This is a genomic window from Faecalispora sporosphaeroides DSM 1294 (genome assembly GCA_000383295.1).
Taxonomy (GTDB): domain Bacteria; phylum Bacillota; class Clostridia; order Oscillospirales; family Acutalibacteraceae; genus Faecalispora; species Faecalispora sporosphaeroides.
Genome location: KB911069.1, coordinates 203,053 through 229,292 on the forward strand (window position 1 = coordinate 203,053; position 26,240 = coordinate 229,292).

Annotated in this window: 25 protein-coding genes; all 25 read left to right on the forward strand. The window is 55.7% G+C overall.

What is annotated here, in order from left to right; translation table 11 throughout:
* Positions 1 to 34: 34 nt before the first annotated feature.
* The 25 genes from G340_RS0109015 to G340_RS0109135 all read left to right on the forward strand — a co-directional run bounded on the left by G340_RS0109015 (position 35) and on the right by G340_RS0109135 (position 26,115).
* The gene (locus G340_RS0109015; protein ID WP_020073327.1) at positions 35 to 3,412 is read left to right on the forward strand and encodes an SEL1-like repeat protein; all 3,378 of its coding nucleotides are present in this window, start codon (positions 35 to 37) and stop codon (positions 3,410 to 3,412) included.
* Between the two features lie 342 nt (positions 3,413 to 3,754).
* Complete coding sequence (locus G340_RS0109020; protein WP_020073328.1) at positions 3,755 to 3,994, forward strand: hypothetical protein; 240 nt, start codon at positions 3,755 to 3,757, stop codon at positions 3,992 to 3,994.
* A 90-nt stretch (positions 3,995 to 4,084) separates the two neighbouring features.
* Positions 4,085 to 4,468, forward strand: a complete 384-nt coding sequence (locus tag G340_RS0109025; RefSeq protein WP_020073329.1) for a BMC domain-containing protein — start codon at positions 4,085 to 4,087, stop codon at positions 4,466 to 4,468.
* Between the two features lie 10 nt (positions 4,469 to 4,478).
* Positions 4,479 to 4,928 carry a EutP/PduV family microcompartment system protein gene (locus G340_RS0109030; protein WP_020073330.1) on the forward strand — a complete coding sequence of 150 codons (450 nt, stop codon included), beginning with the start codon at positions 4,479 to 4,481 and terminating at the stop codon, positions 4,926 to 4,928.
* Positions 4,929 to 4,984: 56 nt separating this feature from the next.
* Positions 4,985 to 5,575, forward strand: a complete 591-nt coding sequence (locus G340_RS0109035) for a DJ-1/PfpI family protein (protein ID WP_020073331.1) — start codon at positions 4,985 to 4,987, stop codon at positions 5,573 to 5,575.
* A 359-nt stretch (positions 5,576 to 5,934) separates the two neighbouring features.
* Positions 5,935 to 8,472 carry a glycyl radical protein gene (locus tag G340_RS0109040; RefSeq protein ID WP_020073332.1) on the forward strand — a complete coding sequence of 846 codons (2,538 nt, stop codon included), beginning with the start codon at positions 5,935 to 5,937 and terminating at the stop codon, positions 8,470 to 8,472.
* A gap of 84 nt (positions 8,473 to 8,556) precedes the next feature.
* The gene (locus tag G340_RS0109045) at positions 8,557 to 9,477 is read left to right on the forward strand and encodes a glycyl-radical enzyme activating protein (protein WP_020073333.1); all 921 of its coding nucleotides are present in this window, start codon (positions 8,557 to 8,559) and stop codon (positions 9,475 to 9,477) included.
* Between the two features lie 28 nt (positions 9,478 to 9,505).
* A complete protein-coding gene (gene pduB, locus G340_RS0109050) occupies positions 9,506 to 10,282 on the forward strand; it encodes a propanediol utilization microcompartment protein PduB (protein ID WP_020073334.1) in 777 nt (258 codons plus the stop codon).
* 47 nt (positions 10,283 to 10,329) lie between these two features.
* Positions 10,330 to 10,614: a propanediol utilization microcompartment protein PduA gene (pduA, locus tag G340_RS0109055; RefSeq protein ID WP_009063953.1), complete on the forward strand. Its 285-nt coding sequence runs from the start codon at positions 10,330 to 10,332 to the stop codon at positions 10,612 to 10,614.
* Between the two features lie 123 nt (positions 10,615 to 10,737).
* Positions 10,738 to 11,463 (forward strand): hypothetical protein, encoded by a 726-nt coding sequence (locus tag G340_RS0109060; RefSeq protein ID WP_020073335.1) that lies wholly within the window; start codon positions 10,738 to 10,740, stop codon positions 11,461 to 11,463.
* Between the two features lie 30 nt (positions 11,464 to 11,493).
* Positions 11,494 to 12,342, forward strand: coding sequence for a BMC domain-containing protein (locus G340_RS0109065; RefSeq protein ID WP_020073336.1), 849 nt, complete (start codon positions 11,494 to 11,496; stop codon positions 12,340 to 12,342).
* Complete coding sequence (locus G340_RS0109070; RefSeq protein WP_020073337.1) at positions 12,339 to 13,724, forward strand: aldehyde dehydrogenase; 1,386 nt, start codon at positions 12,339 to 12,341, stop codon at positions 13,722 to 13,724. Before G340_RS0109065 ends, G340_RS0109070 begins: the two co-directional genes overlap by 4 nt.
* Positions 13,725 to 13,742: 18 nt before the next feature.
* Positions 13,743 to 14,864, forward strand: coding sequence for a 1-propanol dehydrogenase PduQ (locus G340_RS0109075; RefSeq protein WP_020073338.1), 1,122 nt, complete (start codon positions 13,743 to 13,745; stop codon positions 14,862 to 14,864).
* Between the two features lie 85 nt (positions 14,865 to 14,949).
* The gene (locus G340_RS0109080) at positions 14,950 to 16,239 is read left to right on the forward strand and encodes a sensor histidine kinase (protein ID WP_020073339.1); all 1,290 of its coding nucleotides are present in this window, start codon (positions 14,950 to 14,952) and stop codon (positions 16,237 to 16,239) included.
* A gap of 2 nt (positions 16,240 to 16,241) precedes the next feature.
* The gene (locus tag G340_RS0109085) at positions 16,242 to 17,255 is read left to right on the forward strand and encodes a response regulator transcription factor (protein WP_027103941.1); all 1,014 of its coding nucleotides are present in this window, start codon (positions 16,242 to 16,244) and stop codon (positions 17,253 to 17,255) included.
* Positions 17,256 to 17,279: 24 nt separating this feature from the next.
* Entirely contained in the window at positions 17,280 to 18,476 is a 1,197-nt protein-coding gene (metK, locus tag G340_RS0109090; protein ID WP_020073341.1) for a methionine adenosyltransferase, read from the forward strand.
* 25 nt (positions 18,477 to 18,501) lie between these two features.
* Positions 18,502 to 19,368: a hypothetical protein gene (locus tag G340_RS0109095; protein ID WP_020073342.1), complete on the forward strand. Its 867-nt coding sequence runs from the start codon at positions 18,502 to 18,504 to the stop codon at positions 19,366 to 19,368.
* 121 nt (positions 19,369 to 19,489) lie between these two features.
* The gene (locus tag G340_RS0109100) at positions 19,490 to 19,759 is read left to right on the forward strand and encodes a BMC domain-containing protein (RefSeq protein WP_009064199.1); all 270 of its coding nucleotides are present in this window, start codon (positions 19,490 to 19,492) and stop codon (positions 19,757 to 19,759) included.
* A gap of 76 nt (positions 19,760 to 19,835) precedes the next feature.
* Positions 19,836 to 20,480, forward strand: a complete 645-nt coding sequence (locus G340_RS0109105; protein ID WP_020073343.1) for a phosphate propanoyltransferase — start codon at positions 19,836 to 19,838, stop codon at positions 20,478 to 20,480.
* Between the two features lie 139 nt (positions 20,481 to 20,619).
* The gene (locus G340_RS0109110) at positions 20,620 to 22,038 is read left to right on the forward strand and encodes an aldehyde dehydrogenase family protein (protein WP_020073344.1); all 1,419 of its coding nucleotides are present in this window, start codon (positions 20,620 to 20,622) and stop codon (positions 22,036 to 22,038) included.
* Between the two features lie 35 nt (positions 22,039 to 22,073).
* Positions 22,074 to 22,895 carry an ethanolamine utilization protein EutJ gene (gene eutJ, locus G340_RS0109115; RefSeq protein WP_020073345.1) on the forward strand — a complete coding sequence of 274 codons (822 nt, stop codon included), beginning with the start codon at positions 22,074 to 22,076 and terminating at the stop codon, positions 22,893 to 22,895.
* A 30-nt stretch (positions 22,896 to 22,925) separates the two neighbouring features.
* Positions 22,926 to 23,207, forward strand: coding sequence for a EutN/CcmL family microcompartment protein (locus G340_RS0109120; protein WP_020073346.1), 282 nt, complete (start codon positions 22,926 to 22,928; stop codon positions 23,205 to 23,207).
* A gap of 123 nt (positions 23,208 to 23,330) precedes the next feature.
* The gene (locus tag G340_RS0109125; RefSeq protein ID WP_020073347.1) at positions 23,331 to 24,686 is read left to right on the forward strand and encodes a 4Fe-4S dicluster domain-containing protein; all 1,356 of its coding nucleotides are present in this window, start codon (positions 23,331 to 23,333) and stop codon (positions 24,684 to 24,686) included.
* A gap of 5 nt (positions 24,687 to 24,691) precedes the next feature.
* Positions 24,692 to 25,231 carry a BMC domain-containing protein gene (locus G340_RS0109130; protein WP_020073348.1) on the forward strand — a complete coding sequence of 180 codons (540 nt, stop codon included), beginning with the start codon at positions 24,692 to 24,694 and terminating at the stop codon, positions 25,229 to 25,231.
* A 284-nt stretch (positions 25,232 to 25,515) separates the two neighbouring features.
* Positions 25,516 to 26,115 (forward strand): 50S ribosomal protein L25, encoded by a 600-nt coding sequence (locus G340_RS0109135; RefSeq protein ID WP_020073349.1) that lies wholly within the window; start codon positions 25,516 to 25,518, stop codon positions 26,113 to 26,115.
* The last annotated feature ends 125 nt before the right edge of the window (positions 26,116 to 26,240 follow it).

Genomic DNA, 26,240 nt, shown 5'->3' on the forward strand with positions numbered 1-26,240 from the left:
AGCCCTATGAATGGAAATAAAGGAGTTATTTTTTATGCAGGACGAAAGAAACCAGACACAAAACAGTGAAACAGAGCCGAAGGACCCATATAAATTTGTTTTTATCGATCCGAAGCTGATCCGAAGCGCTGCGGAAACGGTGAAACAGCAGCAGGAGGATTTGCAGGAGCTGATTGCAAGAGCCGAGGACGACGATTTGGAGGCAAAGCACCAGCTTGCCCTCTGCTATTACCGCGGGACGGGCGGCGTAAAACAGGACGGTGAAAAGGCCTTCTATTGGTTTCAGCAGGCGGCCGAGCAGGGGGATGTTTCTGCTCAGTACAATTTAGGCGCGTGCTATGAAAACGGGATCGGCGTGAAGCAGGATTACGAAAAAGCGGTGTCCTTGTACCGTGAGGCGGCGGAGCAGGACTTTCCGTCCGCACAATGTGCTTTGGGGCTGTGCTATGAAATCGGGCAGGGCGTCGAAATGGATAAAGACAAGGCGATGGAGCTGTACCTGCTGGCCGCAGAGCAGGAGTATGCCCCGGCGCAGTGCAATCTGGGCTTTTTCTATTACCACGGGATTGCGGTGGAAGAGAACGACGCCGAGGCTGTCGTCTGGTTCTCCAAGGCGGCGGAGCAGGAGTATCCGCGCGCGCAGTTTTTGCTGGGCGAATGCTTTGAATATGGATACGGCGCGGAAAAAGATACCGACAAGGCAGTCGAGCTGTACCGCCAGGCGGCGGAGTCGGAATTTGCGCCTGCGCAAACGCGTCTGGGCCTGATTTATCTTCACGCGCTCGGCGTAGAGCGGGACGCGGAACAGGCTGTCACCTGGTTCAACAAAGCGGTGGAGCAGGAGTATCCGCAGGCAAGATGTGTTTTGGGTGAGTGCTACGAAAACGGATGGGGGATAATGCAGGATCTGGAAAAAGCCCGGGAGCTGTATCTTCTTTCCGCGGAACAAGGCTATGCGCCCGCGCAGTGCAACCTGGGCTATTTGTACTATACCGGCACCGGTGTGGAGGAAGACAACGAGGAGGCTGCCCGCTGGTTTGAAAGGGCGGTCGAAAAAAAGCATCCCCGTGCGCAGTGCCTGCTTGGTCTGTGCTATGAAAATGGCTATGGCGTGGAAGAGGATAAGGCAAAAGCGGCAGAGCTGTACCGCCTTTCGGGGGAACAGGGCTATGCGCCCGCGCAGTGCAATCTGGGCTATTTCTATTACACCGGCGTCGGTATGGAAGAAAACAACGAAGAAGCCGTGAGCTGGTTCTCCAAGGCGGCCGAGCAGGGGTATCCGCGTGCGCGGCATCTTTTGGGCATCTGCTATGAAAACGGCTACGGCGTGGAGCGGAACCCGGCCCGTGCGGCGGAGCTGTATCAGGCGGCGGCCGAGCAGGAGTACCCCGATGCGCGGTGCGCGCTCGGCGTACTGTACGAATACGGGATGGGCGTGGAGCAGGACAAGGAAAAAGCGGTAGAACTGTACCGTGCTTCGGCGGAGCAGGACTATGCGCCCGCGCAGTGCAACCTGGGGTATTGCTATTACTGCGCGATCGGGGTGGAAGAAAACAACGAAGAGGCCGTACGCTGGTTTTCCAAAGCGGTGGAGCAGAATTTCCCGCGCGCGCAGTGCCTGCTGGGTGAATGCTACGAAAGCGGCTATGGGGTGGAAACGGATAAGGCAAAGGCGATGGAGCTGTACCGCCTGGCGGCGGAGCAGGGCCACACGACCGCGCAGTGCAATCTGGGCTTCTTTTACTATGTTGGTATTGCAACAGAGGAAAATAACGAGGAAGCCGTTCGCTGGTTCACCAAGGCGGCGGAAAAGAACTATCCGCGCGCACAGAATCTGCTGGGCGAATGCTATGAGAACGGCTACGGCGTGGAGCGGGATCTGACCCGGGCAAGGGAGTTCTACCAAAAGGCCGCGGAGCAGGGCTACGCCCCGGCACAGTGCAATCTGGGCAATTTCTATTATTATGGCGTCAAGACAGAGGTTGACTACGAGGAGGCCGTTGGCTGGTTTACCAAGGCGGCGGATCAGGGGCATGCCCGCGCACAGCGCATGCTGGGCCAGTGCTACGCGCAGGGCCGCGGCGTAGAGGCAAATCCGAAACGGGCAGTCGAGCTTTACCAGCTTGCCGCCGACAAAAAGGATTCCGATGCGCAGTGCGACCTGGGCCTGTGCTATGAATGCGGCGAGGGCGTGGAAGAGAACAAGGAAAAGGCAATGGAGCTGTACCGCCTTTCCGCGGAACAGGGGAATGCCCGCGCACAGTGCAATCTGGGCTTTTTCTACTACCACGGCATCGCCGTGGAGGAGGACAATGAGCAGGCCGTCCATTGGTTTACCAAAGCGGCGGAGCAGGACTATACCCGGGCGCAGCATTTGCTGGGCGTGTGCTATGAACACGGCTGGGGCGTGGAGCGTAACCCCGAGAAGGCGGTGGAGCTTTACCAGATCGCAGCGAAAAAGAATCATCCGGTGGCGCAGTGCGATCTTGGCTATTGCTACGAGGTTGGCTGCGGTATAGAGAAAGACGTGGTAAAAGCGGTGGAGCTGTTCCGCCTTTCGGCGGAGCAGGGGTATCCCCGAGGGCAGTCGAATCTGGGGAATTGCTATTATTATGGCCATGGTGTGCAGGAGGATAACGACCAGGCGTTTTACTGGTTCTCCAAAGCCGCCGAACAGAAACATCCCCGCGCTCAATTCCGCATGGGACAATGCTATGAATTCGGCTATGGCACGGAAAAGAACATGGAGAAAGCGATTTATTGGTATCAGCTGGCCGTGGATCAGGGGTACGAAGATGCTTTGATCGTTCTTGGAAACCGGTATAATGACGGTGTAGGGGTCGCGCAGGATTACGAAAAAGCCGTTGAGCTGTATGAAAGAGCGGTGAATGCGGGGAGCAGCGACGGAATGGTGAACCTTGGGCGGTTATATCGCTATGGCCATGGGGTGAAAGCGGATTTGGAAAAAGCGGTATCGCTGTTTCGGCAGTCGATGGAAATGGGGTGCGATGAGGCTTTCGGCAACCTGGCGGACTGCTACGAGAGCGGCCAGGGCGTAAAGCAGGATTTTGCCGAGGCGATGCGGCTGTACCTGCTGGGAGCGGAGCGGGGCGACGAAACAGCGATGTTCAGCATCGGGAAGCTGTATGAAAACGGCAGGGGTGTATCGAAGGATCTTGTCAAGGCGGCGGAATGGTACCACAAGGCGGCGGAAAACAAGGATGCGGAGTCCTGCTATCGGCTTGGGTATTTCTATGAGAAGGGAACCGGCGTAAAACAGGATACCGACAAAGCCCTTGAGATGTACCGGCGGGCGATAGAGCTTGGATATGAAAAAGCCAAAACAGCCCTGAAGCGCCTGGAGGGCAAATCAAAGCGATGGGGCGGTTTGTTCTCGCTGTTCAAGCACTGAGAATAAGAACAGTATGGCCGGGAGCGGTTTTTCGGAACCGCTCCCGGCCATTTGCTGTTCAGACCCGCGAGTGCGATTGGTCAAGTGCTCCACAGAACTCCCCTGCGGTAAAAAGCAAAACAAGGCGGAGGCGGTGCCGAAATGAACCTTTTTCGGCATCGCTTCCCATATCTTGATTTTACATGATTTTGGTCTGAATTTCGTTACCGGCAATCCGGGGAGAAATGCTATGATAAAGTAACGGAAAACTGTACCCGAAAGGCCGGCCCAAGGAACCCGCGGCCCGTTTTTCGGGGAGAAAAAGCCCTGTGGAAGTGATCAATTCAAGGAGGAGACGTTCTTATGGAAGAAAAGAAGAAACACGAAGCCGCGTCCCCGCAGAAATTGGCGGAATTACAGCACTTGGATCTGGAAAACTTCTATAAACAGCCGGACGAAGCGGTGAAAAAGGAGCAGGCGGAGGATTGCCCCGAATGCTACTACCCTCAGGCCGAAGAAGAGGAGAAGAAAAAACAGGCGCAGGAGTGCGCGCAGTGTTTCTATCAGCCGGAACAACCGGAAGCAGGCGGCAACAATAGCTGAAAAAGAGAAATGGCTGCGTCTCTGGTTTGGGGGCAGCCTTTTCTCATTTTATATCCCAATTTATCATTACCATGCGAAGGGGGAATGTGTGTGAAGCTGGAGGAACTCAGAACATCGGGCGGCGAGCATCTGACGCGTATTGTTCAGGAGATTGTTCCCGGAAAGCAGATCACCATGGCGCACATCATCTGCAGCCCCGATCCGGTCATTTATCAAAAGCTGGGTCTGGATCCGAGAGTGGATTACGAGCACGCGGCGGTGGGCATTATCACCATCTCGCCCAGTGAGACCGCCATCATCGCGGCCGACATCTGTATGAAAAAGTCCGCAATTGAAATCGGTTTTATCGACCGCTTCAGCGGGACGCTGATCATTACCGGCAGAATGGCCGACGTATCGGTGGCTTTGGAATCGGTGCTGGAATATACGGAAAACGTCATGGGATTTACCGTGTGCAATCTGACAAAGGCATAGGTGTTTAACATTGAAAAGAATTATTCTGATCGGCAGGGCGGAGTGCGGAAAAACCACGCTGACGCAGGCGCTGCGCGGCCACAAGCTGCAATACCATAAAACGCAGGCGGTCAACCGTCACGACGTTGTGATCGATACCCCCGGAGAATACGCGGAAAACCGGGAGCTTGCCCGGGCGCTCATCTTATACTCCTACGAGGCGGACGTCATCGCGCTGATGCTCAGCTCCACAGAGGATTACTCTCTGTTCAGCCCCAATATTGCGGCGGGGGCCACCCGCCCGGTGATTGGGATTGTCACGCAGATCGACCGGCAAAACGCGCGCCCCGACCGCGCGGAGACCTGGCTGCGTCTGGCCGGGTGCAAAACCGTATTTCGCGTCAGCGCCTTTACCGGCGAAGGGATCGAAGAGGTTCTGGATTATTTGGAGGCGGGGCAGGTGAACCGCTGCAATGTCTGAATTTTACCGGCAGATATTTTAATTTCGCCGGAGAAATACATGAGAGGAGGAGAAATATGTTGGTGAAAAATACCAAAGTCTTGCTTTTGACAGGGGATTTTACGGAGGATTATGAGATTATGGTTCCGTTTCAAACCCTGCTGACCTTCGGCGTGGCTGCCGATGCGGTCACGCCGGGAAAACGGGCGGGAGAATTTATTAAAACAGCCGTGCACGATTTTGAGGGCGACCAGAGCTATACGGAAAAGCCCGGCCACCGCTTTCTGCTCAATGCTGCCTTCGATTCCTGCAGTGCCGCGGATTATGACGGGCTGTATCTTACCGGCGGCCGGTGCCCGGAGTATTTGCGCCTGAACCCGAAGGTACTGGCGCTTGTGCGGGAGTTTCTGGGGCAGGGGAAACCGGTGGCGGCTATCTGCCACGGGATTCAGATTCTCACCGCGGCGGGGGTTGTGCGCGGGCGCAGGCTGACGGCATACCCCGCCATTCAGCCGGAGGTCGAAGCGGCCGGGGGAACCTATCTTGCGGCGGAATCCGACCAGGTTATCTGTGACGGCAATCTGATCACCGCGCCCGCCTGGCCGGCCCATCCGGCGATTCTGCGCGCGTTTTTAAAGGCCATGGGCGTGTCGGAATTTCTGTGCTGAAGCTACATAAAAATGGAGTTTATTTGAGGTGCTGTTTCTTCCCTGCCATTGGCGGCCAGAGAAATAGCTCTTTGAAAGCAGACTCGCTTTTGCTCCGAAATAAGCTGTAAAAACAGAGAAATCGTCGAAGGGAGGAACTGCCTGGCCGTTTTGGCCCGGCGGTTCCTCCCTTCGTAAATATGAACAAAAAAACCAAATTTGTTCTGTAAGGTTATGTTTTTTAGTTTGTATTTTACAGATTTATGTCTGGATTGTGTTAGGGAGAAGATAGGGGGATCCGTTATAATGAGAACGACACAAAACACAGCATCAATATGCACGTCATGCGTGATTCCATGAATTTATAAGGAGGTTGTAAAATGCTAGCGAAAGGTTTTTCACAGCCCACACAAAGGGTAGAGAAGCTGAAAAGAATGATTCTGGATGCCACTCCCTATGTGGAGTCGGAGAGAGCGGTTTTAGTGACCGAGTCTTTCAAAGAGACAGAAGGTCTTCCGGTCATTCTCAGAAGAGCGAAGGCGGTTGAAAAGATTTTCAACCAGCTGCCGATCACCATCCGGGATGATGAGCTGATTGTCGGCGCCATTACGAAAAATCCCCGTTCCACCGAAATCTGCCCTGAATTCTCTTACGATTGGGTGGAGAAGGAATTTGAAACCATGGGCAGCAGAATCGCCGACCCGTTCCAGATTCCGAAAGAAACTGCGGCCGAGCTGCACGAGGCGTTCCAGTACTGGGAGGGCAAAACCACCAGCGCTCTGGCGGACTCCTATATGTCGCAGGAGGCCAAAGACGCGATCGCGTCGGGCGTCTTTACGGTAGGCAACTATTTCTATGGCGGCGTCGGACACGTTTGCGTCGACTACGGCAAGGTCATGCAGATCGGCTTCCGCGGCATCATTACAGAAGTGGTGGAAGCGATGGAGCACATCGACCGCACGGACCCCGAATATGTGCGCAAGGAGCAGTTCTATAAGGCCGTGATCATTTCGTACAACGCGGCGATCCGTTTCGCGCACCGCTATGCGGAGAAGGCCAGAGAGCTTGCGGCTACCGAGCAGAACCCCACCAGAAAAGCGGAGCTTTTGCAGATCGCCAAGAACTGCGAGCGCGTGCCGGAGTACGGCGCAACCAATTTCTACGAGGCCTGCCAGTCGTTCTGGTTCGTGCAGATGATGCTGCAGATCGAATCCAGCGGCCACTCCATTTCTCCCGGTCGCTTCGACCAGTACATGTATCCTTTCTATAAAGCGGATAAGGACATAACCCCCGAATTCGCACAGGAGCTGATCGACTGCATCTGGATCAAGCTCAACGACGTGAATAAAACGCGCGACGAGGTTTCCGCACAGGCATTCGCCGGTTACGCGGTGTTCCAGAACCTCGGCGTGGGCGGCCAGAACGAAGAGGGACTGGACGCCACCAACGAAATCTCTTATATGGCCATGGAAGCCTGCGCGCACGTTCGTCTGCCCGCCCCTTCGTTCTCCATCCGCGTATGGCAGGGCACTCCGGACGAATTCCTGTACAGGGCCTGCGAGCTGGCCCGTCTCGGCATGGGCGTTCCCGCCATGTACAACGACGAAGTCATCATCCCCGCTCTGGTCAACCGCGGCGTTACCCTGCGCGACGCGAGAAACTACTGCATCATCGGCTGCGTGGAGCCACAGTGCCCGCACAAAACGGAGGGCTGGCACGACGCCGCGTTCTTTAATGTGGCGAAGGTGCTCGAGATCACTCTCAACAACGGCAAGGTCGGCGACAAGCAGCTTGGGCCGGTTACCGGTGAGATGACCAGCTGGAAGAGCATGGATGATTTCTATACGGCGTTCAAAAAGCAGATGGCTTATTTTGTCCACTATCTGGCCGAGGCCGACAACTGCGTCGACATCGCGCACCGCGAGAGAGCCCCGCTGCCGTTCCTTTCCGCTCTGGTAGAGGACTGCATCGGCCGCGGAAAATCCCTGCAGGAGGGCGGCGCGATATATAACTTCACCGGCCCGCAGGCATTCGGTGTAGCGGATACGGGCGACTCCGTATATGCCATTCAGAAGCATGTGTTCGAGGAGAAGAACGTCACTCTTGAGCAGCTCAAGGAGGCGCTCGACGCCAACTTCGGCTACCCTGTGAGCGCGTCTCCCGCCGCTCCCGCAGGCGATGCCAGCCAGGAGACCGAGCTGAAGGTGTACGAGGCGGTCAAGAAGATTCTCGGCAACGCCAGTTCCATCAATCTGGCAGATATTCAGAAGAAGATTTCCGCAATGGACTTCTCCGGAAGTGCCGGCGATCCCGCCAAGTACGATCACCTGCGCCGTTTGCTGGACAGCACGCCCAGCTTCGGCAACGACGACGATGAGGTTGATATGGTTGCCCGCAAGTGCGCGCAGATCTACTGCTTTGAGGTAGAGAAGTACCGCAATCCCCGCGGCGGCCAGTTCCAGGCCGGTGTGTACCCGGTATCGGCCAACGTGCTGTTCGGCAAGGATGTTGCGGCGCTGCCTGACGGGCGGCTGGCAAAGCATCCTCTGGCAGACGGCGTGTCTCCCCGCTCCGGCAAGGACTCCAAGGGCCCGACGGCCGCTTCCAACTCCGTTGCCAAGCTCGATCACTTTGTCGCTTCCAACGGCACGCTGTACAACCAGAAGTTCCTGCCCTCCGCTGTTGCAGGCGATAACGGCCTGAAGAACTTTGCCTCCGTGGTCAGAAGCTACTTTGACCACAAGGGAATGCACGTTCAGTTCAACGTCATCGATAAGGAAACGCTTCTGGCCGCGCAGCAGCATCCGGAAGACTACAAGGATCTGGTTGTCCGCGTTGCGGGCTACAGCGCTCAGTTTGTCGTTTTGGCCAAAGAGGTGCAGGACGACATCATCAACCGCACGGCGCATACTTTCTAATCGGCAGGCAGTCGGGTTTATTTGAAAAAGCGCTGCGCAGGAATGCATCACACAGATGCCAATGAAACCAAGGGAGTTGTGAGAATGCCTTCACCAATCGATTACAGTGCCGCCGGTACCGTGTTTAATATGCAGCGATACTCCATTCATGACGGGCCGGGGATTCGTACGATCGTGTTTTTAAAAGGCTGCCCGCTGTCTTGCCTGTGGTGCTGCAATCCCGAGTCGCAGAACCCGAAGCCGGAAGTGATGTACCAGGCTTCTCTGTGTATCCACTGCGGAAAATGTATTAAGGCCTGTAAATTCGGGGCGATCGATCCCCAGAACGCAGGGCTTTTAGACCACACAAAATGCGTTGCCTGCGGGGAATGCGTGAATGTGTGCCCGGCCGGCGCGCTGACCATGAAAGGCCAGCGCCTGACCGTGGAGCAGGTGATACAGGAGCTAAAGCGCGATGAGATCAATTATCGCAGGTCTGGCGGCGGAATTACACTGTCCGGCGGGGAACCCCTGCTGCAAAGCGGTTTTGCAGTTGAACTGCTGAAGGCCTGTCACGCGAAAGGGTGGCATACAGCCATTGAAACCACTGCATATGCCTCTGCCGAAGCCATTGAAACGGTGTTCCCGTTCATCGATTTGGCCCTTCTGGACATCAAATCGCTGAACAACGAGATCCACCGGAAAGTGACCGGAGTTTCCAATGAAATCATTTTGAAGAATGCAAAGCGTATTTCCGAGCTGACAGAGACGGTGGTGCGGGTGCCGACCATTCCGGGAGTGAACGCCAGTCCCGAAGGGATCAGCGCGATCTGTGAATTTGTACTGACCCTGCACCGGGTAAAAACGGTTCATCTGCTGCCCTACCATACGTATGGGGAAAATAAATACGATCTTCTGGGCAGGGAGTATTTGATGGATGCGAACGTGTCGCTGTCTGCGGAAGACGCCGAGCAACTGAAACAAATTGTGGAAAGCTATGGCCTGAACTGTGTGATCGGCGGATAGCAAATTTAAGAGAAACGGAGGATAGACAATGGATCAGCAATTAATTGAGAAAGTGATCAATCAGGTCGCTGAGGAGCTAAAGCAGAAGCCGGAGGAATCCGCTCCTTCCTGCTGCGGGTCTTTGGGGGTGACGGAGTTTGTCGGAACCGCTGTCGGCGATACGATTGGTCTTGTGATTGCAAGCGTAGACCCGCTGCTGGTGGAAAGACTGCACTTGGGCAAATACCGTTCCATCGGAATCATCGGCGGGAGAGTGGGCGCAGGCCCGCAGATCATGGCGGTGGATGACGCCGTAAAGGCAACCAATACGGAGGTTATCTCGATCGAGCTCCCCAGAGATACCAAGGGCGGAGCAGGCCACGGCAGCCTGATTTACATCGGCGCCGACGATGTTTCGGATGCCAGAAGAGCGGTGGAAATCGCTCTGGCAAGTCTGGATAAGTACTTTGGCGATGTGTATGGAAATGAGGCCGGGCATCTGGAATTCCAGTACACGGCAAGAGCCAGCTACTGCCTGGAAAAGGCGTTCGGCACCCCGCTCGGCAGAGCGTTCGGCATGGTGTGCGCCGGACCCGCGGCAATCGCCACGGTTTTGGCCGATGTTGCCGTTAAGGCCGCCAACGTCGAGGTGGTCAGCTACAGCTCTCCCTCGCAGGGAACCAGCTATTCAAACGAAGTGATCCTCACCTTTACCGGCGATTCCGGCGCGGTGCGTCAGGCGGTTCGTTCGGCGATCGAGGTGGGCAAAAAGCTGCTGGGCGCTTTGGGCAGCGAGCCAAAATCGACAACACAGCCTTATATTTAAGTGTAAGTGCCGGCGGAACAGCCGGATGACAACAAAGGAGGATCCATATGAATTCTGATGCATTGGGCATGATTGAGACCAAAGGACTGGTAGGAGCGATTGAGGCAGCCGACGCCATGGTAAAGGCTGCGAACGTTTCTCTGGTCGGGTACGAAAAAATCGGTTCCGGGCTGGTAACCGTGATGGTGCGCGGCGATGTCGGTGCGGTTAAGGCCGCCACAGACGCCGGTGCGGCTGCCGCAAGGCAGGTTGGCGAGGTCGTTTCCATCCACGTGATTCCGCGCCCGCATTCCGATACGGAAAAGATTATCCCCACGATGGCTTCCAAATAACAGTTTACCGATTCCCAAGGCAGGTGCGGGCGAAATTTTTGTTGATTCTGTGTTTTCGTCCGCACACACTGCCGGGTGACATAGCGCCCGGAGCACTCCGTTCGCTGAAAGGGGTTGTAACCTTTGCTGGATCATAAGCTGCTCGAGCAGATGGTGCTCAAGGTCATCAGTCGGCTGGAAGAAGAGCACCTTCTTCCGCTTTTGCAGCGGAAGGCCTGTTATCTGATGCTGCCGGAACGCTGGCAGGACGATTATTTCAAACGGCTGGGCAGCCTTTCGGTTCCCTGCGATTTGCAGGTGATCTCCGTATTGCCCAAAGCACGATACAACGATTACTACATACAAAAGCTCAAAGAGCTCTTTCCCGGCAGCCTTGCAATAGAGCAGGAGCAGGCCTGGGAGGAGCAGCGGGAAGAATCCGTCACGGTCTTTCCGTTTCCCAGCAGGGCTCTGGTAGCCAAAACCGCGCTGTGCCTGGAGGATTCCTTTGAAACGCGATGGATCGGCCGGTGCTTTTCTCAGGGCCAAAAGGTCATTATGCTGCAAAGCGGCATGGAGCCGTTCAGCGGCAAAGAACCCAAAGCATACCGAACCAAAATAGAACAGTATATCCGAACCTTAACGGATTTTGGAATAGAGCTTTCCGACCAGCTTCCCGCGCCGCAGCCGCGCCGCGAACCGGCTGCAAAACCGTCGGCGGAAAGTAGCGCCAATAAAAGAGTTATTACCGAAGCGGATCTGGCCTTTGGCCTGACGGAGGGGAGGCTGGTTCTGCATCAGGGCGATCTCATTACCATGCTGGCCAGGGAAAAAGCCGCAGAAATGGGAATTCAGATCGTCAGGGAGTAACCGAAAAAGAACAGGAAACGAGGTGGCCAAATGAACGACGCGTTGGGTCTGGTAGAAATCAAAGGATTGGCCGGGGCAATCGCCGTGGCGGACGCGATGGTAAAAACCGCAAATGTGGGGTTGATCGGCATCGAAAAGGCAAAGGGCTTCGGCTGGATTACGATTAAGGTTTCCGGCGATGTGGGCGCAGTTACCGCGTCGGTGCAGACCGGTCGGGCCGTGGCGGAGCAAAACGGCCAGCTGGTGTCCTTCAAAGTCATTCCGCGGCCGGCACCGAGCATCGGCGAGCTGTTTTGTAGTCCTGTCGCGCCGCAGCAGGAGCCGCCTCCGGAGAATCCCGGGCCGGGTGCTCCACCCCCCGCGGAGGATTTGCCGCCGCAGGACCCGCAGAGCGAGCCGCTGGCACAGCCGGAACAGACAAATACCGACGAGGCGGACGGAACAACGGCCGGGCCTGTAACGGCTCCGGTTCCGCCACAGGCTTCGCCGAAGGAAACGGCAATCCCGTTTGAGCAGGCCGTTCCGGAACAAACGGAATCCGCGGCGGAGCCGCAGCCGGAAGAAACCGGAAAGGCGGAATTGGAAGCGCCGCCGGTGGAGCCCCTGACAGAACCGGCAGCGCCGGCCGCAAAACAGCAAGCGTCGAAACAGGAGGCTTCCTCCGTTGTTGATTTGCAAGAGCGGCAGAGCGCCCCCGAAACCGCGGTGGAAAAAGTGGTTCCGACCGAAGTACAGCCGCAGATAAGCCCCGTTCCGGAAAAGAAAGCCGACCCCCCCGCCAAAAAAGGCAGGCCGGCAAGATCGCCGGGGCGCCCCTCAAAGAATAAGAAAAAGCCGGCAGATGCCGAGTCTCAGCAGCCTGGGGAGGAGAGTAGATGAACGCAGAGCAAATAGAAGCCCTTGTGGGTCAGGTTTACCAGAGTTACCAAAAGAATAACGCTCACACGCTGAAAAGCGGTGTTTTTTGCTCCGTGGATGACGCGGTGGCGGTGGCGGCCAGCGCATACCGGCAGTATTCTCAGCTTACCTTAAATCAGCGCCAGCAGGTGATCGACGCCGTGAAAGCGGATCTGCTTTTGAAAGTCGATGATCTGGCGCGCATGACGGTCGAAGAAACCGGCATGGGTGTTGCAGAGGATAAGAAAAAGAAGCTTCTTCTTGTTCTGCGGAAAACGCCGGGCACGGAAGATTTGGTCACGGAGGTAAAAACCGGCGACCATGGAATGACGCTGTATGAGCTTTCCTCCTACGGTGTGGTATGTGCGGTGCAGCCCTGCACCAATCCCTGTGAAACGCTGATCTGCAATACGATCGGCCTTCTCGCAGCCGGCAACGCGGTGATTCACGTGCCGCACCCCAGAGCGCTGGAGGTTTCTCAGCTCGTAACGGAGCTGGTCAGCAAGGCCGTCAGCCGCACCTGCGGAATCGACAATCTGGTTTCCACTCTGAGTGAAACCTCCATGGCGGTTACGCGCGAGCTGATGACGCACCCCGATATTTCTCTGGTGATCGCCACCGGCGGGATGGGAATGCTCCGGCAGGCCATGTCCTGCGGGAAAAAGGTGATCGGGGCAGGCCCCGCCAACCCGGTGGCCATCATCGATGAAACGGCGGATCTGCAAAAGGCTGCCCGCGACATCGTGTTCAGCGCTTCTTTTGACAACAATCTGACGTGCATTACCGAAAAGAGCATTGTCATTGTAGACTCGGTCGCGGAGGAATTTCTCCGTGAGCTGAAAAAAAATCATGTACATTGTGTCAGCGACCAGCAGGAGATGCTCCAGCTTACGCTGGCAACGGTAACGCCGGAAATGGTTCCGAATAAGGCCCTGGAAGGAAAGAGCGCGCGGGAGATTCTTTCTGCAGCCGGTATGGACTGCGATGATTCGGTACGGCTGATCGTTGTGGATACGGTTCGCCAGCACCCGTTTGTAACGGAAGAGCTGCTCATGCCTCTGGTTCCGCTGGTACGTGCGAAGGACTTCGAGCAGGCCGTGGAATTTGCCTGCGAGATCGAGCAGGGGCTGCGCCACACGGCGACCATCCATTCGCGGCTGATCGAGCGGCTCAATTATGCCGCGCAAAAGCTGCAGACGGCGGTGTTCGTCAAAAACAGCTCCGCGCTGGCGGGAATCGGGTTTGACGGAGAGGGCGACACGAGCTTTACAATTGCCACCGCCACCGGGGAGGGAACCACAACCGCCCGGCACTTCTGCAGAAGGAGAAGATGCACCCTGGCCAACGCGTTTTCCATTCGCTGAAAGAGAAGGAGGACCCCCTTGCATACCATATTTTTAAAAACAAAAATTCACAGCGGAATCGGTTCCCTGCAGGTGCTTTCCGCTTATCGGAATCAAAAAATCTTTTTGGTCTGCGATGAATTCCTGCTGGGCAGCGGCGGGGTAAAGCTGCTGCTGGAGGCCGTCGACAATTCCTGCGAGGTGAGAATTTTTCACAAGGTGGTTCCGGATCCGCCGATGGATACGGTTGCGAAGGCTCTGGTCGAGTTCCGGCGTTTTGGGCCGCAGGTGATGATCGCCCTGGGCGGCGGTTCCGCAATTGACACCGCAAAAGGCGTTTTGTATCTTTCAAAGCAGATGCCCGGCGGCTCGGATGTTCGGCTGATCGCCGTGCCCACTACCAGCGGTACCGGGTCGGAGGTGACCTCCGTCAGCGTTCTGACCGACGAGGACTCCCATGTGAAGCATATGATCGTGGACGACATCATTCGTCCGGATGAGGCGATTCTGGACGCGCGTCTCGTTTTATCGGTGCCGCCGCGCGTTACGGCCAACACCGGCATGGACACCCTGACGCATGCGGTGGAAGCCTATGTGGGTCTGCATGCCGATTCGTTCAGCGACGCGATGGCGGAAAAAGCGGTGGAATTTGTCCATTCCTCGCTTCTGGCCTGTTACGGCAGCGGAAGCGATCTGGAGGCGAGAACCCGAATGCACGAGGCGTCCACCTATGCCGGAATCGCCTTCAACAAAGCCGGGCTGGGCCTTTCTCACGCTCTGGCGCATTCGCTCGGCGGTGTGTTTCACTCGTACATTCCCCATGGCTTGGCCAATGCGCTGGTATTAAAGGAGGTGATCCTGTTTAACAGCAAAGCCCCGGGCGTTTGCGCCCGGTACGCGGATCTTGCGCGGCGCACGGGTATTTCCACGGGAGCAAAGAGTAACCAGGATGCTGTTCTGGATTTGGTCCGCTATATTGAAGAGTTAAAATTTCAGATGAAAATGCCCGGTACGATCAGAGACTGCGGAATCTCCCGAAAGGAATACGACAAATCTCTGGCAACGCTCGCCCTGAACACACTGAAAGATTGGAGCCTTTCGTTAAATCCAACAAAAGCTGCGGCGGAAGACGTGGTGAAAATATTACATTCGATTTATTAGTCTTTCCTTTGCAGACAAGAATACGTTATAATAAAGTTTGAGTGCTTTATTATAATCATTCTTGAACAAGGAAAGGATGTAAAGTATGGATAATTTATTTGAATCTGATCTTCATTCCGGCTTCCATGCGATCTCTGAAGAGAATGGCTCCATCAGTAATTTCAGTATCGCGCGCCTCTTTGGCATAAAGGTTTTGGAGAATATTCAGGATAAGATAGCGAAGGCGACCGGCCTTGCCTTTGTCACCGTTGATTACAGGGGCGAACCGATTACCGAGATGACTTCTTTTACTCCTTTCTGCCAGCAGGTTCGCAAAGATGAAAATGCCAAGCGGATCTGCATGTCGTCCGACGCATTCGGCGCGATTCAGGCGGCGGTGACCCAAAAAACCTATGTTTATTTTTGCCCGTGCGGGCTGATCGAGATCGCGATTCCGATCATCGTCCGCGGGCATTACCTGGGGGGCTTTATCGGCGGACAGATCCGCTGTGGGGACGCACCAACGGACATTTGCCGGCTGGAAAGCGTTCTGCACCATGACCGCAATCACAGAGAAGACCCGGAAATGGAGCGGCTGTTTGAGTCGATTGCCATCTACCCCTATGAAAAGTTCTTTCACATTGCCAATCTGGTCTCCCTGATCGTCAACCAGCTTGCGGAAAAGGAGCTGTCCCGCCTGGTTCAAAAGGAAAATCTGGATAAGGAGCTGGAAGTGCTCAACGAGCAGAAAAAAGAGATGGAGGCCGAGCTGGCCGCACTGAAAACACAGATGAATCCCTATTTTCTGTTCAAGAGCCTGAATGCGATCTCCAATCTTTCCGTCGTGGAGGACGCGCCCCGCACCAACCGCGCGATCAATCTGTTTGCGGAGTTCATGAAATCTAATTTTTCTGAAACGAGAGACAATGTCTTTGTGTCGGAAGAAATCGAGAATCTGGAACGCTACCTGAAAATCCAGAAGGAGCGCATGGGCGATCAGCTGGAATACGTGCTCGACATTTCAGACGAGCTGAATATGCAGAAGATCCCGAGCAGGATTCTGCTCCCGTTTGTAGAGAGGGCCGTTTTCTACGGGATCGGGCAGAAGAAAGAACACGGCACTCTGCGGATCGCCGCGCAGTATCAGGGAGATGACGTTGTGTTCCAGATCGAGGACAACGGCCCGGGCTTCGGCGACAAAAAAATCGCCCAGCTGTTTAAGCAGTACAAGGGCTCTTATGAGGGCGGCGCAATCGAGGCCAGCATCGCGTTCTCCCGGCAAAGACTGGTCAATTCCTTTGGCTCCGGGTACGATGCTGTAATCAAAAGCGCGGATGGCGTTGGAACCACCAGTACCGTACGCTACCCGAAAAACTTTGATGAAAAGGCTAATTGATCATGTATAAGATATTGATTGCAGATGACGAACAGCTGATGCGGGACGCTTTGCAGATCATGATCGAAAAAGTACCCGGCTTTGAGGTCGCGTTTTCCGTCAGCAATGGAGAAGATGCGGTGGAGCTGTGCCGAAAGGAAAAGCCGGATATTGTGTTTATGGACATCATGATGCCCGGAATGTCCGGAATTGAGGCCAGCAAACGAATTTATGCCAACAATCCCGAAATCACGATCTACATATTGTCTTCGTACAATCATTTCGATTTCGCCATTGAAGCGCTGCGCGCCAAGGTAAAGGAATACATTTCAAAGCCCGTTTCCTGCGACATGATTCGGGCATTGCTCGAAAAGCACAGCAAAAGCAGCCAGCCAGAGCAGCTGTACTGGAATATGACCTTAAAGGTTCTGAAGGAAAAGGACTTTAAGCAGATGTATTATCAGGTTCCCGAGATTGTTCAGGAGCTGTACCGGAGCTGCGGCGCAAACCGCGGGCAGATCCAAACGGCCGCGGAGCAGCTGGGGCAAAACAGTTTCAATTATCTGGGCCGTGTTTCCGCCCGGCCGGTTGACTGCGCGGAAATGTTTCCGCTCAGCGAGGCGGCTCTTGCTGCTCCCGCCGGGATGGAGATTTGGCTGTTCCGCGTTCTGGACTACATTTTTCAGCAGACCAGCATTCGCAAATACGAGCTGCTTCAGAATGTGTTCTCTTATATCAACGCCCGCATTCAGGAGGAGATCGGCCTGACGCAGATCATTGAAAACTGCGCCGTCAGCCAGGGGTATCTCAGCCGCATCTTCAAGAACTGCCTGAATGTCAGCGTGATGGAATATCTGCATTTGAGAAAGCTGATGCTCGCAAAGGAGTACTTCCAGTCCACGGATTTGAGCATCGCAGAGGTTGCGTTCCGCCTGGGCTACAATGAAAGCGGCTATTTCAGCAAGGTGTTCAAAAAGTACGAAAACATAACCGTCTATCAATATAAAAAAGCCGTCGGGGCATCCTCCGAACGGTAGCGGTGCAAGGGACAGGTGACAGTGATGTGCGATTATTTGGTAACTTCAGAATCGGTGACGGAGGGGCACCCCGATAAGGTGTGCGACCAGATTTCCGACGGGATTCTGGACGCCTACCTGACGCGGGACCCCAATGCCCGGGTTGCGGTGGAAACCATGGTCTCGCCCGGGGTGGTCATGATCGCCGGCGAGGTGACCTCCGGCGAAAAGGTGGATGTGGAGGACGTGGCCCGCAGAATTCTGCAGAGCGTTGGGTATACCGATGAGAAAAAGGGAATGGATTACCGCACCTGTATGGTTTTGACGAATCTGAACGCCCAGTCTGCGGATATTGCCCGTGGGGTGGACGGGGAAAACCAGCCGGTAGGTACCAGCGCGCGCCTTGGCGCCGGGGATCAGGGGATCATGTACGGCTATGCGTGCAATGAAACCAAAAGCTATATGCCAATGACCGCGGAGCTGGCTCATAAGCTGGCAAAGCGGCTGGCGGATGTGCGGCATCAGGAGCTTTTGCCCTGGCTCTACCCGGACGGAAAAACGCAGGTGACCATGCGGTATTCTCCCGAGGGGAAGCCGCTCGAAATTACCAGTATCATTGTTTCCGCACAGCACGACGACGGCATCGAGTACGATTACCTTAGGGATGCGATTTTAAACGAGGTGATCCATTCGGTGGTCGATTCCGGGCTCATCGGCTACCGTACGAAAATACATATCAATCCCACGGGGCGCTTTGTTACGGGCGGCCCGGCGGCCGATGTCGGCCTGACCGGCAGGAAAATCATGGTGGATACCTACGGCGGCATGGGCCGCCATGGAGGAGGGGCTTTTTCGGGGAAAGACCCGACAAAGGTAGACCGTTCCGCGGCTTACATGGCCCGCTATGCGGCAAAGAACATTGTGGCTGCTGGTCTGGCGGAGCGCTGCGAGGTTTCTCTTGCTTACGCCATTGGCCTGCCGGAGCCCGAGGCCGTTACGGTGAATCCCTTTGGCACACAGCGCATTCCCCTGAATGATCTGAACCGGATCGTCAAGGAGGAATTTTCCTTTTCCGTTTCGCAGATTCTCGAGCAGCTTCGGCTGCGCAGACCCCAATTCTTAAAAACCGCGGCTTATGGTCATTTCGGCCGGGAGGATCAGGGCTTTCAATGGGAGAAAACAGATCGAACGGAATCTTTACGAAAAAAAGCGGTGACTTGTATCAGCAACATATTTATTTAATTTTATTTAGGAAAGGTTGAGAGGTATGGATTTATTCGCGCTGGTCGCAGCCTTTGGCGGAGGAGTTTTGGGCGCAATGCTGGGAGCGCTGCCGGTCTTTATTTTAACAGGTGTATTTGCGGTCGTGGGTGGCTTGATGGGGATGGCGGGGATTGCCGAGCTTTCAGTTGGCAGTATCACGTTCGGTTCCATGCTGGGGCCGCATATTGCTTTTGCCGGCGGTGTTGCCGCGGCGGCCTTTGCGGGCAGAAAAAAGCTGATTCCCAACGGCGCGGATATCCTGTATTCCCTGAACGGCACGGGCAGCTCCGCCGTGATTTGCGTCGGCGGAATGTTTGGTGTGATGGGCTATCTCATCAAATTCCTGTACGGCGATATTCTTCACCTGAGAACGGATTTGCCCGCCATTACGGTGATTACGCTCGCGATTATTACACGCCTGGTGTTTGGCACCACCGGCCTGTTCGGCAAATATGAGGGAACCGAAAAGAGAGCGTGGGTGCCAACGGGCAGCCCGCTGGTGTATAACATCCTGCTGGGGCTGGGCATCGGCGCGGCAGTCAGCGGCGTGGCGGTTTCTCTGCTCTCCTCGGGCGCATCAAAAGAGGCGATGGCAATGTTCCCGATCGCCTGCTTCGGCCTGAGCGCGGTCAGCCTGATTTTTGTTCAGACGGGCTTTGCCGCCCCGGCCTCTCACCACATCACCCTGCCGGCGGCTTCTGCGGCCGTGATGACGGGGAATGTATGGATCGGCATTCTGGTGGCGATTTTCTGCACGGTTCTGGGCGACACGCTGGCCAAAACCTTCAACAGCCACTGCGATACCCATATTGACCCGCCGGCCTTTACCATTATGCTCAGCATGTTCCTGGTAAACGGATTGTTTGCGTAATTTACGCCTGGCTACGTAATCAGCGAAAAACGACCACTCCTTAGCTGTGTGCAGCGCAGATAGATGGCCTTTTTCAAACAGAAAATGAAAATACTTACTTTGGAAACAGGAGGAATGCAATATGTCAAACGAAGCGTTGGGCATGATTGAAACAAAAGGGCTCGTGGGCGCGATTGAGGCGGCAGACGCCATGGTGAAAGCGGCGAACGTCGTTCTGATCGGCTACGAGAAAATCGGCTCCGGCTTGGTAACCGTTATGGTGCGCGGGGATGTCGGTGCGGTCAAGGCGTCGGTAGATGCCGGCGTAGCGGCGGCGGACGCAGTGGGAGAGGTTGTTTCCCGCCATGTGATTCCGCGGCCCCATTCAGACACAGAAAAAATACTGCCGTAAGCTGCGGCAGGGAAGAACCGGCCCGACCGCACTTTAAGCGGCGGGCCGGAATCGAAAACAGGGAGGTGTGCAAGGGTTGAAGCACACGGATCAAACGGTGGAAACCATTGCAAAGCTTGTTTTGGAGCGGCTGCGCGAGATGCAGAACTACATGGTGCCGGTAGGAGTATCAAACCGGCATGTGCATCTCAGTCAGGCGGATCTGGATACGCTGTTCGGCCCCGGGTATCGGCTGACATCCATCAAGGAGCTGGGGCAGCCCGGCCAGTTCGCGGCCAAAGAAACGGTCACGATCATCGGGCCGAAGGGCAGCTTTGAAAACGTTCGTATTCTGGGGCCGGTTCGCCCCAAAAGCCAGGTGGAGATTTCCCTTTCCGACAGCTTCCGGCTGGGGGTCAAGGCGCCCATCCGGGAATCGGGCCAGCTGGAAAACACGCCCGGACTGCAGCTCTGCGGTCCGCTGGGAACGCTGGAGCTGCCCTGCGGCGCCATTGTGGCGCTGCGTCATATTCATGCAACGCCAGAAATTGCGAAGCGTATGGGAATTTGCGACAAAGAGATCGTCGAGGTGGAAACCTGCGGCGAAAGGCGCTGTGTGCTCGGGAACGTGTTGGTTCGCGTCTCGGAGAAATCCGCGCTGGAAATTCATGTGGATACCGACGAGGCTAATGCGTGCGGGCTGAAAAACAACGATTATGTCCTGATCCGCAAATGCCGCTGAATTGGAAAGCAGTATCGATTCCCCTGAAAAGTGTGCATGCTTGAAAACGGCAGCAGATCTCTCCGCCAAAAGCGGGAGATTGGCGCCTGCTTTTTGGGAATCGATTTTAGAGTGAGTCTACGATAAGGAGCTGACAGCTATGAAATTAGATGATAAATTGATCGAACAGGTCGCCCGCCTGGTGATGGAGGAAATGAAGAGCACAGGCGCCGCGCCGTGTGAGGAAAACGGAGCCTGCGGAAGCTGCGGAATTTTCGATTCCATGGACGACGCGGTACAGGCCAGTGAAGCGGCGCAGAGAAAGTACCTGTTTTCCACCATGGAGGATCGCCAGAAGTATGTCGACGTGATCCGCCGCACGGTACTGGAACCGGAGCTGCTCCAGAAAATTTCGCGCATGGCGGTGGAAGAAACCGGCATGGGCAACTATGAACATAAGCTGATCAAAAACCGTGTGGCGGCGGAAAAATCCCCCGGCACCGAAGACCTTGTCACCGAGGCGATGACCGGCGACCGCGGCCTCACTCTGGTGGAATACTGCCCCTTCGGCGTGATCGGCGCGGTCACGCCCGCGACGAACCCGACCGAAACCATCATCTGCAATTCCATTGCGATGCTGGCGGGTGGGAATACCGTGGTGTTCAGCCCTCACCCCAGAGCGAAAAACGTGACCCATGTGCTGGTAACGGCTTTGAATCAGGCGCTGGAGAAAGCGGGCGCTCCCGCGAATTTGATCGTAACGGTGCGCGAGCCCTCCGTTGAGAACACCAACCTGATGATTAAGCATCCCAAAGTCCGGGTGCTGGTCGCCACAGGCGGCCCCGGAATCGTTAAAATGGTCATGTCCACCGGCAAAAAGGCCATCGGCGCGGGAGCGGGCAATCCCCCTGTCGTCGTGGACGAAACGGCGGATATTGAGAAAGCGGCCAAAGACATCATCGACGGGTGCAGCTTCGACAACAACCTTCCCTGTATCGCGGAGAAAGAGGTCATTGCGGTCGATACCATCGCTGACTGCCTGATCTGGCACATGAAGCGCGTCGGCGCGTTTGAGATCAAGGAGGAAAGCACCATCAGCCGCCTGCTCCAGCTGGTCACCAACGAAAAGGGCGGCCCCAAGGTGGAGTTTGTCGGGAAAAGCGCCCCCTATATTCTGAATAAGCTGGGGATCAGCGGCGGAGAAAACGCGCGCGTGATCCTGATGGAAACGCCCAAGGACCACCCCTTTGTGATGGAAGAGCTGATGATGCCCATTCTGCCGGTCGTTCGGGCTGCGGACGTTGACGAGGCCATTGAGATCGCCCTGGTGGCCGAGCGCGGCAACCGCCACACCGCCATGATGCACTCCAAAAACGTCGATAAGCTGACAAAGATGGCAAAGCTGCTGCAAACGACGATCTTCGTGAAGAACGCGCCGTCCTATGCCGGAATCGGCGTGGGAGGGGAAGGCTGCACCACCTTTACGATTGCAGGCCCGACGGGAGAAGGCCTGACGACCGCCCGTTCCTTCTGCAGAAAGCGCCGCTGCGTCATGTCTGACGCGCTGCATATCCGCTGAGCGGGAAAATTCAACGGAAACGGAGGCTGCCCGCATTGCTGGAGCTGGAACGAATCAATGAATATATTGCGCAGGTTGAGCGCTCTGAAACCCAAACCCTTGTGCCGTGCCCCGGCAAACTGAAGGTGGGGCTGGATTTGGGCACCGCTTATATCGTGCTTGTTGTGCTGGATGCCGAGGATCGCCCGGTCGCCTGTGAAAAGCGGGCGGCGAGCGTTCTGCGCGACGGCGTTGTTGTGGATTATGTCGGAGCCTGCCGCATTGTGCGCGAGCTGAAAGAAAAGCTGGAGGCCCGACTGGGCCGGCCCCTGGAGCAGTGCGCCATCGCCATGCCGGCCGGAACCGACAGCAGCCTGAAAACGCACACCTATGTGGCCGAAAGCGCGGGAATGCAGGTGGTCAACGTGCTCGACGAGCCGACCGCCGCCAACACCATTTACCGCGTTTCCGACGGGGTTGTGGTAGACATCGGCGGCGGCACCACGGGCCTTGCCGTTTTAAAGGACGGCAAGGTGGTTCAGATCGAAGACGAGCCGACGGGCGGCACACATCTGACGCTTGTGCTGGCGGGCAGCTATCAGATCCCGATTGCAGAGGCAGAGGCCATCAAGCTCGATTCCTCGCGCCACAAGGAGATCTTCCCCGTCGTGAAGGCGGTGATCGAAAAAATGGCGGCCATCGTGAAAAAATATGTCAGCAAAGAAGCTGTGAGCGCGATTTACCTGTGCGGCGGAACCTGCTGCCTGGCCGGGATCGAATCGGTATTTGAAAAGGAAACCGGAATCCCCACCTATAAACCGGAAAATCCGTTTTTGGTCACACCGGCGGGGATCGCCATGAACTGTATTGAAAAATAACCCCCTCAACGGGAGCGGGAGGAGCTTTTTATGCTGGTAGGAAAGGTGATTGGAAATATCTGGTCAACCCGGAAGGAAGAAAGCCTGAGGGGATTTAAGTTTCTGGTCGTCTGCCCTCTGAATTTACTGGAGGGAGAAAAGCCCGGAACCCCCATAGTCGCGGTGGACAGCATCGGCGCGGGGATCGGGGAAACGGTGCTCATCGTCAGCGGGAGCTCCGCCCGAACAGCGCTTGGGCGTTCCGATGTTCCGGTGGACGCAACCGTAGTCGGCATCATAGACGACAAAGAAATCAACACCAATGTGCTGTAGTAGAAATAACTGATTCAAAGTAAGAAACAGTTGTCCTCTCTCGTTGAAAGCGGGGAGAGACAACCAGTTTTGATACACGGTTTTAACGGAAGATCGGTATCAATGAGGCAGGATGGTGATCGTATGGATTTGATCGAAGCGGTAAAGGCTGCGGGTGTGGTAGGGGCCGGCGGAGCCGGGTTCCCCACGCACGTAAAGCTTTCCGCCAAGGCGGAGTGCTTTGTGGTGAACGGCGCGGAATGTGAGCCGCTGATTGAAACGGATAAATATTTGATGCGTACCTTCCCAAATCAGATCGTTCAGGCGGTGGGTGCGGTGGCGGCTCATGTCGGCGCCCAAAGAGCCGTGATTGCCCTAAAAAAGAAATATGTCAAAGAGATCGCCGCGCTGCGGCAGGCCATCGCGGCCTCTGGCGCAAAGATCGAGCTGTTCGAGATGCCGTCCTTTTATCCGGCCGGGGATGAGCAGGTGCTGGTCCGGCAGGTGTGCGGCACCTCGGTTCCCGAACGCGGAATCCCGCTCGACGTGGGCGCCGTGGTGGACAACGTGGGAACTCTGCTGAATATTCACGACGCCCTGCGGGGCATCCCCGTAACGGAAAAATATCTGTCCGTCGTCGGCGAGGTGGAGCGCCCAGTGATGCGAAAGGCTCCGCTCGGCACGCCCTTGCGCGAGTGCGTCGGCAGCGCCCATCCGAAAATTACCGATTATGTCGTCATCCTCGGCGGCCCCATGATGGGGCGCGTCGTGACCGACCCTGCCGAAATCGATCATCTGACCGTGACGAAAACAACAGGGAACCTGATTGTTCTGTCAAAGGAGCATTATCTGGCGCGCCGGGCGGCGCTGCCGCTTGGCCGGATTAAAACGCAGGCCAAAAGCGCCTGTGTTCAGTGCCGGATGTGCACCAGCCTGTGTCCGCGGTATCTGATCGGGCATACGATCCAGCCGCATCTGATGATGCGGAATCTGTTCCGCGAGGAATTGATCTCCGACAGGGACGAATACCAAAAGGTATTCGGGCAGGCCGCGAACTGCTGCGACTGCGGTGTGTGCGAAATGTTCTCCTGTCCCATGGGGCTGTCGCCCCGCAAGGTAAATGCTTACCTGAAGGGCAGGCTGCGTGAGCAAGGCATTCAGGCGCCGCGAAACCTTTCTCCTAAGGCGAGGGAAGGGTCATTGTACGGCAAGGTGCCGACCGACCGTCTGGTGGCCCGTCTGGGGCTTTCGGAGTATTTCCATCAGCATGCCGGGGACGACTGCGCCGAGCTTTTCCCGGAGCAGGTCTGGATTTCGTTCCGGCAGCATATCGGCAAGCCCGCCGTTCCGGCCGTGCAGGCTGGAGAAACGGTACGAAAGGGCGATCTGCTGGCGTCGGCCGCACAGGGGCTCTCCGCCAATATCCACGCCAGCATCGGTGGAATTGTGACACAAATCAATGAGGACGGCGCATCGATCCGCCGCGATAGGGAGGCTTGAGGACAATGAGAGAAGCGATTGGAGCAATTGAGCTTTCCAGCATTGCCCGCGGAATAGAAGTCAGCGACCGAATGGTCAAGGTGTCCAGTGCCGAACTGGTCAAGGCCTCTACGGTTTGTCCCGGAAAATACATTGTGATTATCGGCGGCAGCACCGGCGATGTGGAAACCTCCATGGATAAAGGAATTCAGGCGGCGGGGGAATACTTTGTAGACAGCCTGCTGATTCCCAACATTGATCCCCAGTTGATTCCGGCCATCGGTCTGACGAACCCGGTAGAAGCGATTCGGGCGGTCGGTGTGATGGAATTTTACTCGGTGGCCTCCGGCATCCGCGCAGCGGATATTGCCGCAAAGGCCGCGGACGTTACGCTGATCGAAGTGAAAATAGGCTATGCGATCGGGGGGAAGGGCGTCGTTCTTCTCACGGGCGACGTGGAGGCTGTGAAGACAGCGGTTGCGGCGGCGACTGCGGAAACGGAGCTTTTGCTTTCTACCACGGTGATCGCCCGTCCCTCCGAAAAGATTTTTCAAACACTGCTGTAAGATATCGTTTGTTCCTAAAACTACTCTCCATAAAAAGCAGGCATCAATCGGGTGCCTGCTTTTTTGCCGTATCAAGGGGGAAAGAACGGGGCAGGCGCGATTCTGCCGGAGATTCCGGGAAAATCGGATCAGAATTGCCGCCTTTGCCGCCTGATACGGGCCAAGAGAGCGATTCGTTCGATTCTCACGGCTTTCTTGCGGGAGGCTGCGTTTGACTTTTTGTGGAATAGGTATAAAATCGAGGTAACGAACAATGTCACGATAAGAAAAGGAGTGTTTATACGATGGAAGAGATTGCTTTAAAAGCAGTGATCAGAAAAGACAAGCCGAAAAAGGTGAGAAGAGAAGGCTCTGTTCCGGGGGTTCTGAATGGGCCCGGTACCGCATCCACTCCTGTGCAGTTTGAAAGCAATGATCTGAACAAAGTGATTGCGCGGCATGGCACCAGCGCAAAATTGTGGATTCTGCTGGGCGGCGAAAAAAAATTTGGATTTTTAAAAGAGGTTCAGCGGCATCCTGTGGACGGGAATGCGGTTCATGTGTCTGTTCAGATGATCTCGCAGGATCAGGACGTAAAGATGCAGCTTCCCATCGCATTCCGTGGCCACGGTGATTTGGAGCACAATTTGCTGCAATTGCAGGTATATCATTCTGAAGCCGAAGTGGAAGGCAAGGCGGCGCTGATCCCGGACGAAATTGTGGTCGAGGTTTCTGGCAAACAGGCCGGCGATACCATTACGGCCGCGGATTTTCATCTTCCCGAGGGTGTGCGGACAATCGACCCGGAGGGCGAGGCTTATGCCGCTGTTAAGGCGGTAAGGGCAGTGGCTGCCGATGATGCGGAAGAAACAACCGAGGCTGCGGCGGAAGAAGCGGCCAATTGATGCAGTAATACCGAAGCACGGGCGGCTTCACCTGTGTCTGTTTTGTTTAAAGTCCCGCAGTTCAGTTGGACTGCGGGACTTTTGTTTTATTTTCCTATTGTCAGAACGCATGTTCTGTATTAAAA

Bases quoted from the DNA above. Each gene is read 5' to 3' on its own strand.
- G340_RS0109015 (WP_020073327.1), top strand. From the start codon at position 35: ATGCAGGACGAAAGAAACCAGACACAAAACAGTGAAACAGAGCCGAAG.
- G340_RS0109020 (WP_020073328.1), top strand. From the start codon at position 3,755: ATGGAAGAAAAGAAGAAACACGAAGCCGCGTCCCCGCAGAAATTGGCG.
- G340_RS0109035 (WP_020073331.1), top strand. From the start codon at position 4,985: ATGTTGGTGAAAAATACCAAAGTCTTGCTTTTGACAGGGGATTTTACG.
- G340_RS0109040 (WP_020073332.1), top strand. From the start codon at position 5,935: ATGCTAGCGAAAGGTTTTTCACAGCCCACACAAAGGGTAGAGAAGCTG.
- G340_RS0109045 (WP_020073333.1), top strand. From the start codon at position 8,557: ATGCCTTCACCAATCGATTACAGTGCCGCCGGTACCGTGTTTAATATG.
- pduB (WP_020073334.1), top strand. From the start codon at position 9,506: ATGGATCAGCAATTAATTGAGAAAGTGATCAATCAGGTCGCTGAGGAG.
- pduA (WP_009063953.1), top strand. From the start codon at position 10,330: ATGAATTCTGATGCATTGGGCATGATTGAGACCAAAGGACTGGTAGGA.
- G340_RS0109065 (WP_020073336.1), top strand. From the start codon at position 11,494: ATGAACGACGCGTTGGGTCTGGTAGAAATCAAAGGATTGGCCGGGGCA.
- G340_RS0109070 (WP_020073337.1), top strand. From the start codon at position 12,339: ATGAACGCAGAGCAAATAGAAGCCCTTGTGGGTCAGGTTTACCAGAGT.
- G340_RS0109080 (WP_020073339.1), top strand. From the start codon at position 14,950: ATGGATAATTTATTTGAATCTGATCTTCATTCCGGCTTCCATGCGATC.
- G340_RS0109085 (WP_027103941.1), top strand. From the start codon at position 16,242: ATGTATAAGATATTGATTGCAGATGACGAACAGCTGATGCGGGACGCT.
- metK (WP_020073341.1), top strand. From the start codon at position 17,280: ATGTGCGATTATTTGGTAACTTCAGAATCGGTGACGGAGGGGCACCCC.
- G340_RS0109095 (WP_020073342.1), top strand. From the start codon at position 18,502: ATGGATTTATTCGCGCTGGTCGCAGCCTTTGGCGGAGGAGTTTTGGGC.
- G340_RS0109100 (WP_009064199.1), top strand. From the start codon at position 19,490: ATGTCAAACGAAGCGTTGGGCATGATTGAAACAAAAGGGCTCGTGGGC.
- G340_RS0109110 (WP_020073344.1), top strand. From the start codon at position 20,620: ATGAAATTAGATGATAAATTGATCGAACAGGTCGCCCGCCTGGTGATG.
- G340_RS0109120 (WP_020073346.1), top strand. From the start codon at position 22,926: ATGCTGGTAGGAAAGGTGATTGGAAATATCTGGTCAACCCGGAAGGAA.
- G340_RS0109125 (WP_020073347.1), top strand. From the start codon at position 23,331: ATGGATTTGATCGAAGCGGTAAAGGCTGCGGGTGTGGTAGGGGCCGGC.
- G340_RS0109130 (WP_020073348.1), top strand. From the start codon at position 24,692: ATGAGAGAAGCGATTGGAGCAATTGAGCTTTCCAGCATTGCCCGCGGA.
- G340_RS0109135 (WP_020073349.1), top strand. From the start codon at position 25,516: ATGGAAGAGATTGCTTTAAAAGCAGTGATCAGAAAAGACAAGCCGAAA.